Here is a 15,134-nt window from a genome sequence, read left to right on the forward strand (position 1 = left end):
ACGTGACTGCGGCGGAACTCCGCCGCCAGCAAGGATGGTGCGGTCCTCACGTGTCGGTGCGTAATCTACGTCCTCTTCGGGCGTCGAGCCGGGTAGTCGCCCGGGTCTGGGCCTTGCGGGCGCCGGCTACGCCTGGGTCCCCCGGGAAGTACGGCCTCGCGCATGGCGTTGCGCACTGCGATCTGACCGCGCCCCGCGCGACGCTAGTGGCGGATTTCTGGCTAAGGTGCGGCAAACGCCCTCGAGTCTTGTCCTTCGGCTGCCGTTTGAGCCGCCGCCGCGAAGGCTCGTCGAGCCTGCGGGCTCAGCGGGAGTTTCACGTGGAACGCTGCAGACGGCGTGTTTCACGCAATCCTGGTGTATGACCGGGCTGCGCACACAGACCGGCCTGCGATGGGTAGCTGTCGGGATGGCACTGAGCGGTCGGTGTCGGGCGACGGCCGCCGCGCCGTTTCACGTGAAACCGGAACGTCCGAGGCACGCGCATCCACAGCTGAGCGCGTCGGTGCACGGAGTCTCTGTCGCCCCGGGATAGGCTACGAACAGGCGCAACAACTGCGATTCGAGGGGTACGTGTGACGGAGTCGGACGACACGGCCGCGACGGCAAACGGGGCCGTAGCGAGCGATCAGCAGGACCACGCAGCACGGAGCCTCCTTGGTGGGCTGGGCGATTTTGACGACTCCACCCCGCTGGCTGCTCAGCTGGCAGAGGACGCGCGGAGGAGAATCTCGCTGGAGGGGAAGACCTTTCCCCGACCCCGCGAGACCCGGATCCTCACCGTGGCGAACCAGAAGGGCGGCGTCGGCAAGACGACCACGACGGTCAACCTCGCCGCGGCCCTGGCGACGGGGGGCCTGCAGGTCCTCGTTATCGACAACGACCCTCAGGGCAACGCGTCCACTGCCCTGGGCATCGACCACCACGCCGGCACGCCGTCGACCTACGACGTGCTCATCGACGACGTACCGTTCGTCGAGGTCATTCAGCCATGCCCGGACGTCGAGGGACTCTTCTGCGCGCCGGCCACGATCGACCTGTCCGGTGCTGAGATCGAGCTCGTCTCCATGGTCGCGCGCGAGAACCGGCTGCGGAACGCCATCTCGACGCTGTTAGCAGGTCAGAGTGACGAGCAGCGGTACGACTACATCTTCATCGACTGCCCACCGAGCCTCGGACTCCTCACCGTCAACGCGTTCGTCGCCGCGCGTGAGGTGCTCATCCCGATCCAGTCCGAGTACTACGCACTCGAGGGACTGAGCCAGCTGCTTCGCAACATCGAGCTGATCCGCGGGCACCTCAACCCTACGCTACATGTGTCGACGATCCTGCTCACGATGTTCGACAAGCGGACCAACCTGTCGCGACAGGTCGCGGACGAGGTCCACACGCACTTCCCTCAGCAGACCCTCGAGATCTCGATCCCGAGGTCGGTGAGGATCTCCGAAGCCCCGTCCTACGGGCAGACGGTTCTCACCTACGACCCGGGCTCCACCGGCGCGCTCGCCTACCGGGCGGCTGCCCAGGAGATCGCGTCGCGCGCCGAGACCGCCAGCACCACCCCATCAGCAGAGCCCAGCGGGGCGCACCGTACGGAGGATGTCCATGAGTGAGAAGCGACGCGGCCTTGGCAAGGGCCTCGGTGCGCTGATTCCGAACGCGCCCACAGAGGGCCGGCCGGTGGACGTCTTCTTCCCCGACCAGCGGACCGAGCGCAGCCCGAAGCCGGCCCAGGCGACCGCACCGGCAGCCGAGCCCCAGGCAACCACGACCCCCGCGCCGACCACGCGGAGGACGGGCGCTACCGGCGCGACGTCCACCAAGGCCGCCCCGAAGTCACGTAAGCGGGCCTCCATCCCCAAGGACACGGTCAACCCGCGTCGCAAGGCGGCCACGGAGGCCCCCAGCGCCGCCACGCCGGCCCCGCCGGAGCCGCAGCCCGAGCCCGTGGTGGAGGAGGAGCCGGCAGCGCCGGCCGCGGCGACGAGCGAGGACTCGCTCGTCCCGGTCCCGGGCGCCACCTTCGCCGAGATCGCGGTCGACGACGTCGTCGCGAACCGCCGGCAGCCGCGGCAGGTCTTCGACGAGGACGAGCTCGAGGAGCTTGCTGCGTCGATCCGTGAGGTGGGCGTGCTCCAGCCCATCGTCGTGCGCTCCCTGCCCGAGGGCGAGGAGGCACGCTACGAGCTCATCATGGGCGAGCGGCGCTGGCGCGCGTCCCAGCTCGCCGGGAACACGACCGTCCCGGCCATCATCCGTGAGGTCGAGGACGACGACCTCCTGCGTGACGCCCTCCTGGAGAACCTCCACCGGGCGCAGCTCAACCCCCTCGAGGAGGCCGCCGCCTACCAGCAGCTGCTCGAGGACTTCTCCTGCACCCACGAGGAGCTCGCCTCCCGGATCGCCCGCTCACGGCCGCAGATCTCCAACACGCTGCGCCTGCTCAAGCTGCCCCCGCTCGTGCAGCGGAGGGTGGCTGCCGGGATCCTCTCGGCGGGCCACGCCCGTGCCCTCCTGGGCCTGTCCGATCCGGCCGCCATGGAGCGGCTGGCCCAGCGCATCGTCGCCGAGGGACTGAGCGTCCGTACCACCGAGGAGATCGTCGCCCTCGGTGACGAGCCCACGGCACCGGAGATGCGTCGTCGTCCGCGGAGCGGTGCCTACACCGCCGAGCTCAACGAGATCGCCACGCGGCTGTCGGACCGTTTCGACACCCGGGTGAAGATCGGCATGGGCCAGCGCAAGGGCAAGATCAACATCGAGTTCGCCAGCATCGAGGACCTCAACCGGATCCTCGACGTGCTCGCCCCCTCCGTGGAGCGGCCGCGCCTCGACGACGCCGCCTCCTGAGCCCCGTCGCGTCCCCTCCTGACCCGGAGGGGACGCGGGGCCTCAGGAGCGGGCAGCGGCGGTGCGGACGAGCTCGACGAGGAGCTCGGTGAAGCTGGGCCCGCCCTGCGCGGCCCAGGCCTGCGCGGCCTGGGGGTACAGCGAGGTCTCCGTCATCCCCGGGGCGACGTTCATGTCGAGGAACCAGGGCGTGCCCTCCGCGTCGACGACGAGATCGGTCCGGGACAGGTCCCGCAGGCCCAGCGCCCGGTGGGCGGCCACCGCGGCGTCGCAGGCCGCCTGCGTGGTCGCCGCATCCAGGCGCGCGGGGACGAAGTACTCGGTGCGCCCGGCGTTGTAGCGCGCGTCGTAGTCGTAGGGGCCGTCGGTGACGATCTCGACCGGCGGGAGCGCCACCGGTCCGTCCGCCGTCTCGACGACGGACACCGCCACCTCCGTCCCCAGGACCGCCCGCTCGACGAGCGCGGCGTTGCCGTAGGAGAAGCAGGCGACCATGGCGTCGGGCAGGTCCTCGGCGCGCTCGACGACGGTGACGCCCAGCGCCGATCCGCCGTCCTCGGGCTTCACCACGAGAGGCAGCCCGAGCCCGGCAAGAGCGGTGGACAGCACGGGGGCCGACCCGATCTCGTGGAAGAGCCCGCGGGGCAGGGTGACGAAGGCCGGCGTGGCGACGCCGGCGGCCGCGACGATCGCCTTGGCGACCGGCTTGCGGGAGGCCAGCCGGCACGGGCCGGAGGAGCTGCCCACGTAGGGGATGTCGAGGAGCTCGAGCAGCCCCCGGATGGAGCCGTCCTCCCCGGTGGAGCCGTGGACGAGCGGGAGGACGACGTCGGGACGGTCCTCCCGCAGGGTGGGCAGCAGCTCGGCGTCGAGGTCCCGCACCTCCACGGTGAGGCCGGCGTCCCGCAGGAGCTGGGCCACGCGGCGTCCCGAGCGCAGCGACACGTCACGCTCGTGGGACAGGCCGCCGGCGAGGACGAGGACGCGCAGGTCTGCAGGCACGGTCTCGGCAGTGGTCATGGTGGCTCCGCTCTGTGTCAGGCCTGGTCGGGGCTCGGGGTGTCGACGAGGTGCTCGCCCTGGGCACGGGTCCCGGCCGTCCCGAACATCTCGGTGAGCTCGAGCTCGGCCCGCACCACGCCCGCCAGGCGCCGCACACCCTCACGGATGCGCTCCGGCGTCGGGTAGCAGAAGGACAGCCGCATGTGGTCCGCGCCCTGGCCGTCGGCGTAGAACGCGGTGCCGGAGACGTAGGCGACGAGGTTGGTGACGGCGCGGGGCAGCATCGCCTTGGCGTCCAGGCCCGGCGGCAGGGTCACCCAGGTGTAGAAGCCGCCGGCGGGGACGGTCCAGCGCGCCTCGGGCAGGTACTCCGTGAGCGCCGACATCATCGAGTCGCGACGGGTGCGGTACTCCTCGCGGAACTGCTTGACCTGCCCGTACCAGTCGTAGCCCTCGAGGTAGGAGGTGATCGACAGCTGGCTGAACCGGGAGGGGGACAGGATGGCCGCCTCGCTCGCCAGGACGAGCTTCTCGCGGACCGCGTGCGGCGCAGCCGCCCAGCCCACGCGGTAGCCCGGCGCGAAGGTCTTGGAGAAGGAGCCGAGGTACACGACGCCGTCGGGGTTGTAGCTCTTGAGCGAGGGCAGCGGGTCGCCGTCGAAGCCGAGCAGGCCGTAGGGGTTGTCCTCGAGGATGAGGACGCCGTGACGGCGGCAGATCTCCACGACCTGCGGGCGCCGCTCCTCCGTGAGCGTGACACCGGCGGGGTTGTGGAAGTTCGGGACCGTGTAGAGCATCTTGACGCGGCGTCCCTCGGCGGCCAGGCGCCGCAGGGTCGACTCCAGCTCCTCGGGGACGAGCCCGTGCTCGTCCATGGGGACGTGGACGATGTCGGCCTGGTAGGCACGGAAGACGCCCAGCGCCCCCACGTAGCTGGGGGCCTCGGCGACGATGACGTCACCGGGGTCGATGAAGACCTCGGTGACGAGGTCCAGCGCCTGCTGCGACCCGGTGGTGACGACGACGTCGTCCGGGTGGGCGTGGACGTGGTCGTAGCGCATGACCTCGACGATCTGCTCGCGCATGGCGACCTCGCCCTGGCCGCTGCCGTACTGCAGCGCCTCCGGCCCGCGGTCGCGGAGCAGCTTGGCCGTCATGTCGGCGAGGAAGTCGATCGGCAGGCCGGAGATGTTCGGCATGCCCCCGGCCAGCGAGACGACCTCGGGGCGGCTGGCGACGGCGAAGAGTGCCCGGATCTCCGAGGAGCGCATCCCGTGGGCGCGCTCGGCGTAGGAGTCGAACCACGGGTCCAGCCGTGTTCCGGCGGCGGCAGGGCGCCCGCCGGGGGTCCGGGGCTCGGGGTTCGTCATGTGGGTGCCTCCTCCTGCGCGCTCGTCGACGCGTGTGCCAGGCTACGCCGCGCGCGGGGCGCTCCGGCGCACCCGCTCAGGGAACGAGCGTGGCTAGCTGGGCCGCGAGGGCCGGCTTGGGCCGGGCCCCGACCAGCGAGGACACCGGCTCACCGTCCCGGAAGAGGATCATCGTGGGCAGGGAGACGATGCCGTAGGTCTGCATCGTGTCGGGGTTCTCGTCGACGTCCAGGGCGACGACGCGCAGCCGGTCCCCGTACTCGACGGCGAGCTCGGAGAGCACCGGCGCGAGCTTGAGGCAGGGCTGGCACCACGATGCCCAGAAGTCGACGAGGACCGGACCGGAGGCGCCCAGCACCTCGGTGGCAAAGGTGTCGTCCGTCACCTGCGCCACCGAGGGGGAGGAGGGCCTCACAGCGAGACGGCGCCCTGCGGGGTCTGGGACGCGTCGGTGGCCGGCTCTGCGGCCTCGCCCAGGGCGGCGAGGTAGCGCTCGGCGTCCAGGGCCGCGGCGCAGCCCGTGCCGGCCGCCGTGATGGCCTGGCGGTAGGTGTGGTCCACGGCGTCGCCGCAGGCGAAGACGCCGGGGACGCTCGTGGCGGTGGAGGGGGAGGTGACGACGATGTAGCCGCTGTCGTCGAGCTCCACCTGGCCGACGAGCATGTCGGTGCGGGGCACGTGGCCGATCGCGACGAACAGGCCTGTCGCGTCCATCGGCCGCTCCTCACCGGTGACGGTGTCGCGCAGGGTGAGGCCGGTGACCTTGTCGGTGCCGTGGATGGCGGTGATCTCGCTGTTCCACGCGAACTCGATCTTCGGGTTCGACATCGCGCGGTCGGCCATGATCTTCGAGGCCCGCAGCTCGTCGCGGCGGTGGACGACGGTCACCTTGGAGGCGAACTTCGTGAGGAAGGTGGCCTCCTCCATCGCGCTGTCCCCACCGCCGGCGACGACGATGTGCTGGTCGCGGAAGAAGAAGCCGTCGCAGGTGGCGCAGTAGGAGACGCCGCGCCCGCCGAGGGTCTTCTCGCCCTCCAGGCCCAGCTCCTTGTAGGCCGAGCCGTTGGCGAGGATGACCGCGCGGGCCCGGTAGGTGTCGCCCTCCGCCGTCGTCACCGTCTTGACCTCACCGGTGAGGTCGACGGAGGTGGCGTCGTCGTAGATGACCGTGGCGCCGAACTTCTCGGCCTGGGTCTGCATCTTGTCCATGAGCTCGGGGCCCATGACGCCCTCGGGGAAGCCGGGGAAGTTCTCGACCTCGGTCGTGTTCATCAGCGCGCCGCCGGCGGTGACGGCGCCGGCGATGACGACGGGCGCGAGGTTGGCGCGGGCGGCGTAGATCGCGGCGGTGTAGCCGGCGGGGCCGGAACCGACGATGACGACCTCGTGCAGGGTGGTCGGGGTGGTGCTCGTCATGGGAGTCCTTCGTCGCTCGGGGGTGCTGCTCGGGTCAAGGCGCGGAGGCGCGGATTTGTTCCGGGCTCACTCGACGGTGAGCTCGGCGAGCTCGATGCGGTTGCGGCCGTCGGAGTCGGCCACGGGCAGGGAGGTGAACCACAGGACGATGCTGTCCGTCTCGACCGGCTCGTCGAAGGCGAAGGTCGTGTCCGGGCCCATCTCGCCGGAGGCGAGGACGTCGCCCTCGGTCGGCTCGTCGGGGCTGGTGGCGCGGATCTCGACGTTGCCGCCCTCGCCCATGAGGTCCATGGTGACCGAGGAGACGAGGGCGGCCTCCTCGAGCTCGACGTGGAGGCCGATGCCGGACTTCATCCCGTACTGCGGGTCGACGTAGGAGCGCGAGCGCCAGTACGTGTCGCTGTCGCCGTCGAGGGCCTGCGGGGTGAGCTCGGGGTTCTCCGCGCCGTCGCCCTCGGGGTCGAGGGGGGCGAGGGAGGCGACGGCGGGCGGCTCGGCCGGGGTCGTCTCCTCCGGTGCCGGGGTGGTCTCGGGCTCCGTGGCGGGCTCGGTCTCCTCCGGGCTCGCCGGGGCCTCGGTGGTGGCCGCGGGCGGGGCGACGTAGTCCTCCGGCTCGGCGGTGAGGGTGCGGAAGGCGATGATCCCGCCGATGAGGAGTGCGACGAGGGCGACGGCGAGGACGATCGGCGTCGGGTCCAGGCGCCTCTCGCGGAAGGGGACGGGGGCGCCCGGCTCACGCTCCGGCTCCTCGGCGACGACCGACTCCCACGAGCGGTCCTGCGCCGGCTCCGGTGCCGCCGCGACGCGCTCGGGGCGCGGCTCGGCGGGCGGGTCGGACGGGACGCGGCCGTGCTCGAGAGCGGCGCGCACGTCCGCCTCACGGGTCTTCGCGAGCTCCTCCTCGGCGCGGGCCTCGCGCTCGGCGGCGCGTGCCGCGGCGGCGGCGGAGACCTTCCCGGCACCCGCGGACACACGCCGGCGCACGGCGTCCACGCCCTTGCGGGTGCTGTCCGCGACGGTCGCTGCCGCCCCGCCGACGCCCGCGCCGATGGCGGCGGTGACGACCGAGCCGCGCGGGTGGCGGGCGGCGTGGGGGCGGCGGCGTCGTCGTCCTCGGGGGCGACGACGGCGGTGAAGTCCGCGGGGGCGCCGGCCCCGCTCGGCACGGGCGCGGCTGCCAGTCCGTGGTGTCCAGGGCCGGCTGGCGTGCCTGGTCGGGGGTGTCGGCGACGACGTCGTCGAAGGAGGGCTGCGTGGGCGCCGGCTCGACGGCCGGCTCCGCGGCGGCGGCCGGGTCGGCGGGCTCGAGGTCGGCGGCCGTCCCGTCGGCGGGCTCGACGACGGCGAGGGCCTCGTCCACGGACGCGGACTCGGGCGGCTCCGCGGCGGGCTCCGGCTCCTCCACGGGTGCCGGCGTCGGGACGACGGGCGCGGAGGGCACGGCAGGGGCGGAGGGCGTGGCGGCGGCCGCGACGGCCCCCACCCCGGCGCCCGCACCGAGGGATCCGGCGAGCGGCCACACCGGGTGGTCGCTGGTCAGCGCCTCGACGTTGATGTCGCGCCACGGCGCGAGCTCCCGGATGAGCTCGCTCGGGGTGCGCGGGCCCTCGCCGGCGAAGGTCCGGGTGCACAGCGCATCGAGGTCCGCGGGCACGTCGGCGCGCAGGCTGCTCGGCGCGACCGGGACGCCGCCGACGAGCGGCGCGGGCGGGACCTGACGGGCCAGCTCGGGTCCGCCGTCGGGCTCGGGCCAGGTGCCGGTGAGGGCGAGGTAGAGCAGCCGGACCAGGCCGAGGGTGTCGACCCGGGCGGCGGAGAGGGGGTCGTGGTCGACGCCGAGGTAGGCCGCGGCCACACCGAGGCCACCGAGGCGGACCTGGCCGTCGGCGGTGACGTGGACGGCCGAGGGCAGGAGGACGAGGTGGTGGACCCCGCGGCGGCGGGCGGCCTCGAGGGCGCTGGCGACCTCGCCGACGACGGCGCGGGCCTGCTCGGGCGCCATCGGACCGCTCGTGGCGAGCTCGGCGAGCGAGGGCCCGCCGGCGACGTCGGTGACGACGAAGGCGTGGCCCTCGTGGGCGCCGACGTCGAGCACCCGCTCGAGGCGGGGGTCGTCGACGAGGGCGGCGCGCCGCGCGGCGTCGAGGGTCTCGGCGGAGGCGCCGGTGGTCGAGGGGAGCACGAGGGCGCGGACCTCGCGCTCGAGGATCTCGTCGCGGCCGTGCCACAGCGCGGTGGCGGGCAGCACGGGCGTGGTCTCCCGGCCGAGGAGGTAGCGCCCGGACAGCAGCGTGCCCTGGTCCAGCGTCGGTGCGGTGCCCGGTGCGTGCTCGTCCAGCGTCCTGCTCCCTCTGTCCGGGCCCGGTCCCGGGCCCCCGTCGTCGGGCCCCATCGTACGTGCGGGCGCCTCGCCGGCCCCCGCCCACCGGCGCAGACCCGGCACGCGTCCCGCGAGCTTCCGCAGCACCCGCAGGGCGGGGTCGAGGATGACGTCGAGCTCGGAGACCTTGAGCAGGCGCAGGAGGAGGAGGTAGCCCAGCCCCATGAGGCCACCGACGAGGGCCACCTTGAGCAGCGACTGGAACGCGCGCGCGATGTCGGCCTGCGCCGTCGAGACGGGCCCGATGAGGTGGAGGAGCAGCCAGCCGAGCAGGAGCGGGGGCGTGGCGGCGAGGACGATCCGCAGGTGGCTGCGCAGCACCCGCCCGCCGTCGAGGCTCGGCAGCTTGAGCCGCAGCGCGAGGTAGGCGATGACCGACCCGACGATGTTGGAGGCCGCCGTGGCCACCGCGGCGCCCACGAGCCACCACTCCGGGGGCAGCAGCATCGACACGAGGCAGCCGACGACGACGAGCGCGGTCAGCGGGATCTGCAGCTTGAAGAGGGACTTCGTGTCCTCGAAGGCGTAGTAGACCCGCTGGATCATCGTGAAGGCGCCGAGCGCCGCGATGCCACCGAGGAGGGCGACGAGCACCCGCGCGATGCCCCGTGCCTCCGGGATCGTCGTCGTCATGTACGCCGCTTGGACGAGCGGCACGGCGAGGACGGCGAGGGCGCCGCTGGCGAAGACCGTGAACACCGCGATCGTCCGCAGCCCGAGGGAGAGGTCGTCGCGGACCTTGGCGGTGTCCCCGGAGGCCGCGTAGCCGGAGACGCGGGTGAACAGCGCCGTGACGAGCGAGACGGTGATGAGCGACTGCGGCAGGAGGTAGAGGAAGTTCGCGTTGTCCCAGGCCGCGTTGCCGGGGGCGAAGCCCTCACCGCGGTCCGCGGCGGCCGCCGCGAGGTTGGAGATCGCGATGAAGCCGAGCTGGGCGACGAGGAGGCTGGCGAAGGCCCAGGTCGCGACCTTGCTCGCCCGCCCCAGGCCCGAGCCGCGCAGCCCCCAGCGCGGGCGGAAGCGGAAGCCCGAGCGGTACAGCGGCACGATGAGGATGAGGGCCTGGAGGGCGACGCCGAGCGTCGCCGTCCCGCCGATGACGCCGATACGCAGGCCGCTCCACGCCGTCGGGTCCTCGTGGGCGCCCGTGGCGCGGCCGCCGAAGATGACGATGTAGGCGACGAGGCCGACGAGCGCGATGACGTTGTTGAGGGCCGGCGCCCACATGTAGGGCCCGAAGTTGCCGCGCGCGTTGAGCACCTGCCCCAGCAGCGTGTACATGCCGTAGAAGAAGAGCTGCGGCACGCACCACAGGGCGAAGGCGACGGCGATGTCGAACCACGCCGGGTCCAGCTCGGAGGCGTAGACGGTGACGAGGACGCCCGCGCCGGCCGTGAGGAGCACGGTGAGCCCGAGCAGGGCGGCGCCGGCGATGGTGAGGAGCCGGTTGACGTACTCGTCGCCGCCGTCGCGCTGCTTCATCGCGCGGACGATCTGCGGGACGAGGATCGCGTTGAGGACGCCGCCCGCGACGAGCATGTAGACGACGTTCGGGAGCTTGTTGGCCACCGAGAAGGAGTTCGCGGCGCCGGTCAGGCCGATCGCGCCGATGAGGGCGATGTTGCGCAGCAGTCCGAGCACCCGCGAGACGAGCGTGCCGGTGAACATGACCGCTGCCGACCCGGCCAGGCCGCGACGTTCCTCGCTCACGTGGTGGTCTCCTCCGGAAGGGGTTCGGACTCACCGAGGCGTCCGCGGCGGCGCGCGCGGCGCACCGTCCGCACGAGCCCGGCGACGAGCATGATGACGAGCAGGCCGGCGGCGACGGCGGTGCCCACGGTCTCCCAGTCGGCGCGCACGCGCACCCGGATCTCGGTGGGCTCGTCGATGGGCGCGCCGTCGGGAGCCGCGAGGACGACGTCGACGACGACGTCGCCGCTGCCGACGGCGTGGACCGGCACCTGCGCCGTCGCCGACTGCTGGGCCGGGATCTCGAGGGTGACCTCGTCGTCGGCGACGAGCCGCGGGTCGCGCGGGCTGAGCCGCACGACGACGGTCGCGGGCCGGGACATCTCGTTGGTGACGGCGACGGGGATGTGCGCCGTGTCGTTGATGAGGTTTAGCGTGCTGCCGGGGCGGGCGGCGACGAGGCCGCGGCGCGCCTCGGAGGCCTCCTCGGCGGCGGCGACGAGCTCGGCGCGGGTGGCCGGCAGCTCCCGCCACGCCGCCGAGGTGACCTCGAGCAGCGCGGTGCGGACCGGGTCGACGAGCGCCTCCGGCTCCTCGAGAACCCCGGCGAAGGCGCTGGTCTGCGTGAGGACGTCCGACACGCGCGCGAGCTCGCCGGCGCCGACCTCGCCGTCCTCGACGACCGTCTCGGGCAGGTTCTCGCGCTCGACCTCCGGGGCCTCGCGCTCGAGCATCTCCGTGAGCCCCACCCGCTCCAGCCACGGGGCCTGGGCCAGGGCGGTGAGCTGGTCGGCGAGGAGCTCGGGGTCCCCGGTGAAGTCGCGGGGCACGGTGAGGAGGAGGTCGCGGCGGTCCGCCGGGCGCTCGCGGGTGACGACCGCCGTCTCGGCGAGGAGGTACTGGCGCGCGGTGACGGGATCGAGCTCGACGGGCGCCTGCTCCGGGTCCACCGGCAGCAGCGTCCCGGAGAGCAGCGCGGAGAGCCGCTCGTCGGTGAGGACGGCGGGCAGCGTCGTGCCGTCGACGGCGACGTCGGCCCGTGCGGACGGGGTGTAGGTGAGCTGGGAGGTGAGCGCCAGGCCGCTGCTCGGCAGCACGACGGCGGCCGCGCCGGCCTCGGAGAGCGCGGTGACGGTGTCGGCGTCGGGCGTCTGCGCCGCGGGCCACGCCAGGCCCGTGTCGGCGCTGAGCCCGACGTCCTCGAGCGCGGTGTCACGGGCGGCCGTCACGTCGTCGAGGAGGTCGGTGCGGCCCGCGTGGGTGAGCGCGGCGGCGTCGGCGTCCGCCCACAGGAGGGCGTGGACGGCGCGGCCGGGGGCGTCGGCGAAGTCGCCGACGGTGGTGCGCAGGACCGTCTTCGGCGCCGTCGCGGGCGTCGTGGGCTCCTCGGTCGGCTCCTCGTCGGCCGGCTCACCGGCCGTGAGGTCGACGACGGCGGGCACGTCGACGAGGAGGGAGGGGTCGACGGCGAGGTCGACGGCCGGGCGGTCCAGCGCGTCGAGGAGCGGCTCGAGGCGCTCGGCGGCGACGACGTCCAGGCGGGTGCCGGTCTCCTGCGCGGCGGCGCGCTCCGGCGCGGAGGGGGCGGCGGCGGCGAGGACGGCCAGCGGCATCGTCTCGACCTCGATGTCCGGCCACCACAGGAGGAAGCTGCGGGCGGCCGCGACGTCGGTGAGGACGGGGACGTCGGCGTCGTGGGCGGTGACCTCGAGGCCGCGCGGCCCCCAGCCGCTGTAGGTGGCGGCGAAGGGCACCGCGTCCGCGGGGACGGTGAGGGTGAAGTCGACCGTCGCGCCGGCCGGCACGGGGTCCTCCAGCCGCTCGGCGTGGAGGAGCGTCGTGGCCGACAGGGACGTCGGGTCGAGCCACCGCTCGAGCAGGGAGCGGCTGATCGGGGCGTTCTGCTGGGCGCGCAGGCGCAGCTCCGGCACGGCGATCTCCGTGCTCGTGCCGTTGACGACGCGGCCGCGCACGACGAGGTCCTCCCCGGGGCGCAGGACGGCCGGGCTGATGCCGGTGAGGGTGACGGTGACCTCGGAAGCGGCCACGCCCGCCGTCGGGTCCTCCGTCGCGGGGACGGGGGTGTCGTCGGGGCCAGGGGTCGTGCTCGCGGCGGCAGAGGGCACGAGGCACAGGAGGGCCGCGAGCAGGAGGAGCACGACGGCTCGCGGGCCGGCCCCGGACGAGGTCCAGGTGATGTTCATGCGCGTCCGGCCAGCACGTCCCTCGCGGTGGCGACCACGCGCCGCTCGTTCGGGTAGGCGAGGCGCGAGGCCACCTCGGTGAGGCTGACCCACGCGACGTCCTCCGCCTCGCAGTCGGGGTCGTTCTCGATCGTCAGCTCCCCGCCCGTGGCCTCGAGGAGGTAGTGGTGGACGACCTTGTGGACGCGGCGGTCGTCACCGGAGAACCAGTAGTCGATGGTCGCGAGGTGGCGCAGCACCCGCCCGGTGATGCCGGTCTCCTCCGCGATCTCGCGGACGGCCGCCTCCTCGGGGGTCTCCTCGCCCTCGAGGTGCCCCTTGGGCAGGCACCACTCCAGGCGCCCGCCCCGGTTGCGGCGGGCGATGACGGCGGTGAACGCCTGCCGGTCCTCCACCCGCACGACCAGGCCGCCCGCCGACGTCTCGTCCACCACCGGCAGCAGCGGCGACCGGGGCGGCGCGGCGCGCGGACGCGGCGGCGCAGGGACGCGCCGACGCGGCGAAGGGACGGCGGACATGAGGTCACCATAATCAACTGGCCTGGGCGATGCGGCCGTCACGCGCACGACGGCGCGACATCGGGGGCCCCGGGACGTGACGGACGCCCGCCCCCGCGGCGTGGCCCCGGGCGCCGTCGGCGTGGCAGGCTGTGGCAAGTGCCGCCCGCCAACGACTCGACGTCCTCGCTCGCCCGCACGGCCGCCGCCGCGCTGACCGCGCTGCCGCCCGCCGTGCTCGACCTGGGCTCCGTCTTCGCCGACGCCGGGCACGAGCTCGCGCTCGTCGGCGGGCCCGTCCGCGACGCCTTCCTCGGCTCGGTGAGCCACGACCTCGACTTCGCGACGTCCGCCCGCCCCGACGACACCGAGCGGCTCCTCGCGCGCTGGGCGGACGCCCACTGGGACGTCGGCAAGGAGTTCGGGACGATCGGCGCTCGCAAGGGTGACGTCGTCGTCGAGGTGACGACCTACCGGACCGAGGCCTACGAGGCGGACTCCCGCAAGCCCGTCGTCGAGTACGGCGACACCCTCGAGGGCGACCTCACCCGCCGCGACTTCACCGTCAACGCGATGGCCGTGACGCTGCCCTCCCTCACCTTCGTCGACCCGCACGGCGGGCTGGAGGACCTGCGGGCCGGGGTGCTGCGCACGCCGGTCGACCCCGAGCAGTCCTTCGACGACGACCCGCTGCGCATCATGCGGGCCGTGCGCTTCACCGCCCAGCTGGGCTTCGACGTCGAGGCCGGGACGATGGCGGCGATGTCCGCGATGGCCGACCGCCTCGCGATCGTCTCCCCCGAGCGGGTCAACGGCGAGCTGCAGCGGATGCTCCTGTCCGAGCGGCCGCGCCGCGGCCTGGAGCTCATGGTCTACACGGGCGTCGCCGCCGTCGTCCTGCCCGAGCTCGACGAGCTCCAGCGCACCGTCGACGAGCACGGCCGGCACAAGGACGTCTACGAGCACACGCTCGTCGTCCTCGACCAGGCGGTGGAGCTGGAGACCGGGCCCGACGGCCCCGTGCCCGCCCCCGACCTCGTCCTGCGCCTGGCCGCGGTGCTCCACGACATCGGCAAGCCGGCGACGCGGCGCTTCGAGCCCGGCGGCGGGGTGAGCTTCCACCACCACGAGCTCGTCGGTGCCCGGATGGCCGCCAAGCGCCTCAAGGCGCTGCGCTTCGACAAGCAGACGATCAAGGACGTCTCCCGGCTCGTCGAGCTCCACCTGCGCTTCCACGGGTACGGCGAGAGCCAGTGGACCGACTCCGCGGTGCGCCGCTACGTCACCGACGCCGGCCCGCTCCTCGAGCGGCTCCACCGCCTCACCCGCGCGGACTGCACCACCCGCAACCGCCGCAAGGCGCTGCGCCTCGCCGCGGCCTACGACGACCTCGAGGAGCGCATCGCGGCGCTCGCGGAGGAGGAGGAGCTCGCCAAGATCCGCCCCGACCTCGACGGCGAGCAGATCATGGAGATCCTCGGCGTGCGCCCGGGCCCGGTGGTGGGCCGGGCCTACCGCTTCCTCCTCGACCTGCGCATGGAGCGCGGCCCGCTCGGGGAGGACGCCGCCCGCGAGGCGCTCCTCGCCTGGTGGGCCGCCAACGAGGACTGACGGCACCGTCCGCTGGGTAACAACTCAGTCCCCCTGCTCCCTGGCGGGAGCGCCCTGGCGGGCTGAAAATAGTGCTCCGGTCGCCCGTTGACGTCGTTTCTGCTTGGTCCGTTTG

At 73.6% G+C, this 15,134-nt stretch carries 11 protein-coding genes; 3 read left to right on the forward strand and 8 right to left on the reverse strand.

The window, feature by feature from the left end:
- Positions 1-665 precede the first annotated feature (665 nt).
- On the forward strand, positions 666-1,613 hold the full coding sequence (locus ACWPXV_RS06795; protein ID WP_454084536.1) for a ParA family protein: 948 nt from the start codon (positions 666-668) through the stop codon (positions 1,611-1,613).
- On the forward strand, positions 1,606-2,850 hold the full coding sequence (locus ACWPXV_RS06800; RefSeq protein ID WP_454084516.1) for a ParB/RepB/Spo0J family partition protein: 1,245 nt from the start codon (positions 1,606-1,608) through the stop codon (positions 2,848-2,850). The genes ACWPXV_RS06795 and ACWPXV_RS06800 overlap by 8 nt, the downstream gene beginning before the upstream one ends.
- A gap of 42 nt (positions 2,851-2,892) precedes the next feature.
- On the opposite strand, the gene ACWPXV_RS06805 is transcribed toward ACWPXV_RS06800, so the two are convergent.
- The 8 genes from ACWPXV_RS06805 to ACWPXV_RS06840 all read right to left on the reverse strand — a co-directional run bounded on the left by ACWPXV_RS06805 (position 2,893) and on the right by ACWPXV_RS06840 (position 13,429).
- Complete coding sequence (locus tag ACWPXV_RS06805; RefSeq protein WP_454084517.1) at positions 2,893-3,870, reverse strand: D-alanine--D-alanine ligase family protein; 978 nt, start codon at positions 3,868-3,870, stop codon at positions 2,893-2,895.
- Between the two features lie 17 nt (positions 3,871-3,887).
- The gene (locus tag ACWPXV_RS06810; protein ID WP_454084518.1) at positions 3,888-5,222 is read right to left on the reverse strand and encodes an aminotransferase-like domain-containing protein; all 1,335 of its coding nucleotides are present in this window, start codon (positions 5,220-5,222) and stop codon (positions 3,888-3,890) included.
- 76 nt (positions 5,223-5,298) lie between these two features.
- The gene (gene trxA, locus ACWPXV_RS06815) at positions 5,299-5,637 is read right to left on the reverse strand and encodes a thioredoxin (protein WP_454084519.1); all 339 of its coding nucleotides are present in this window, start codon (positions 5,635-5,637) and stop codon (positions 5,299-5,301) included.
- Positions 5,634-6,638, reverse strand: coding sequence for a thioredoxin-disulfide reductase (trxB, locus tag ACWPXV_RS06820; protein WP_454084520.1), 1,005 nt, complete (start codon positions 6,636-6,638; stop codon positions 5,634-5,636). The genes trxA and trxB overlap by 4 nt, the downstream gene beginning before the upstream one ends.
- A 66-nt stretch (positions 6,639-6,704) precedes the next feature.
- Positions 6,705-7,631: a hypothetical protein gene (locus ACWPXV_RS06825; protein WP_454084521.1), complete on the reverse strand. Its 927-nt coding sequence runs from the start codon at positions 7,629-7,631 to the stop codon at positions 6,705-6,707.
- A complete protein-coding gene (gene murJ, locus ACWPXV_RS06830; RefSeq protein WP_454084522.1) occupies positions 7,516-10,728 on the reverse strand; it encodes a murein biosynthesis integral membrane protein MurJ in 3,213 nt (1,070 codons plus the stop codon). Before murJ ends, ACWPXV_RS06825 begins: the two co-directional genes overlap by 116 nt.
- Positions 10,725-12,911 (reverse strand): DUF6049 family protein, encoded by a 2,187-nt coding sequence (locus ACWPXV_RS06835; protein WP_454084523.1) that lies wholly within the window; start codon positions 12,909-12,911, stop codon positions 10,725-10,727. The genes murJ and ACWPXV_RS06835 overlap by 4 nt, the downstream gene beginning before the upstream one ends.
- A complete protein-coding gene (locus ACWPXV_RS06840; RefSeq protein ID WP_454084524.1) occupies positions 12,908-13,429 on the reverse strand; it encodes an NUDIX hydrolase in 522 nt (173 codons plus the stop codon). The genes ACWPXV_RS06835 and ACWPXV_RS06840 overlap by 4 nt, the downstream gene beginning before the upstream one ends.
- Before the next feature lie 138 nt (positions 13,430-13,567).
- Here ACWPXV_RS06840 and ACWPXV_RS06845 point away from each other — a divergent pair, with 138 nt between their 5' ends.
- The gene (locus tag ACWPXV_RS06845; RefSeq protein WP_454084525.1) at positions 13,568-15,019 is read left to right on the forward strand and encodes a CCA tRNA nucleotidyltransferase; all 1,452 of its coding nucleotides are present in this window, start codon (positions 13,568-13,570) and stop codon (positions 15,017-15,019) included.
- Positions 15,020-15,134 lie beyond the last annotated feature (115 nt).

This window comes from Georgenia sp. Marseille-Q6866, assembly GCF_965111665.1.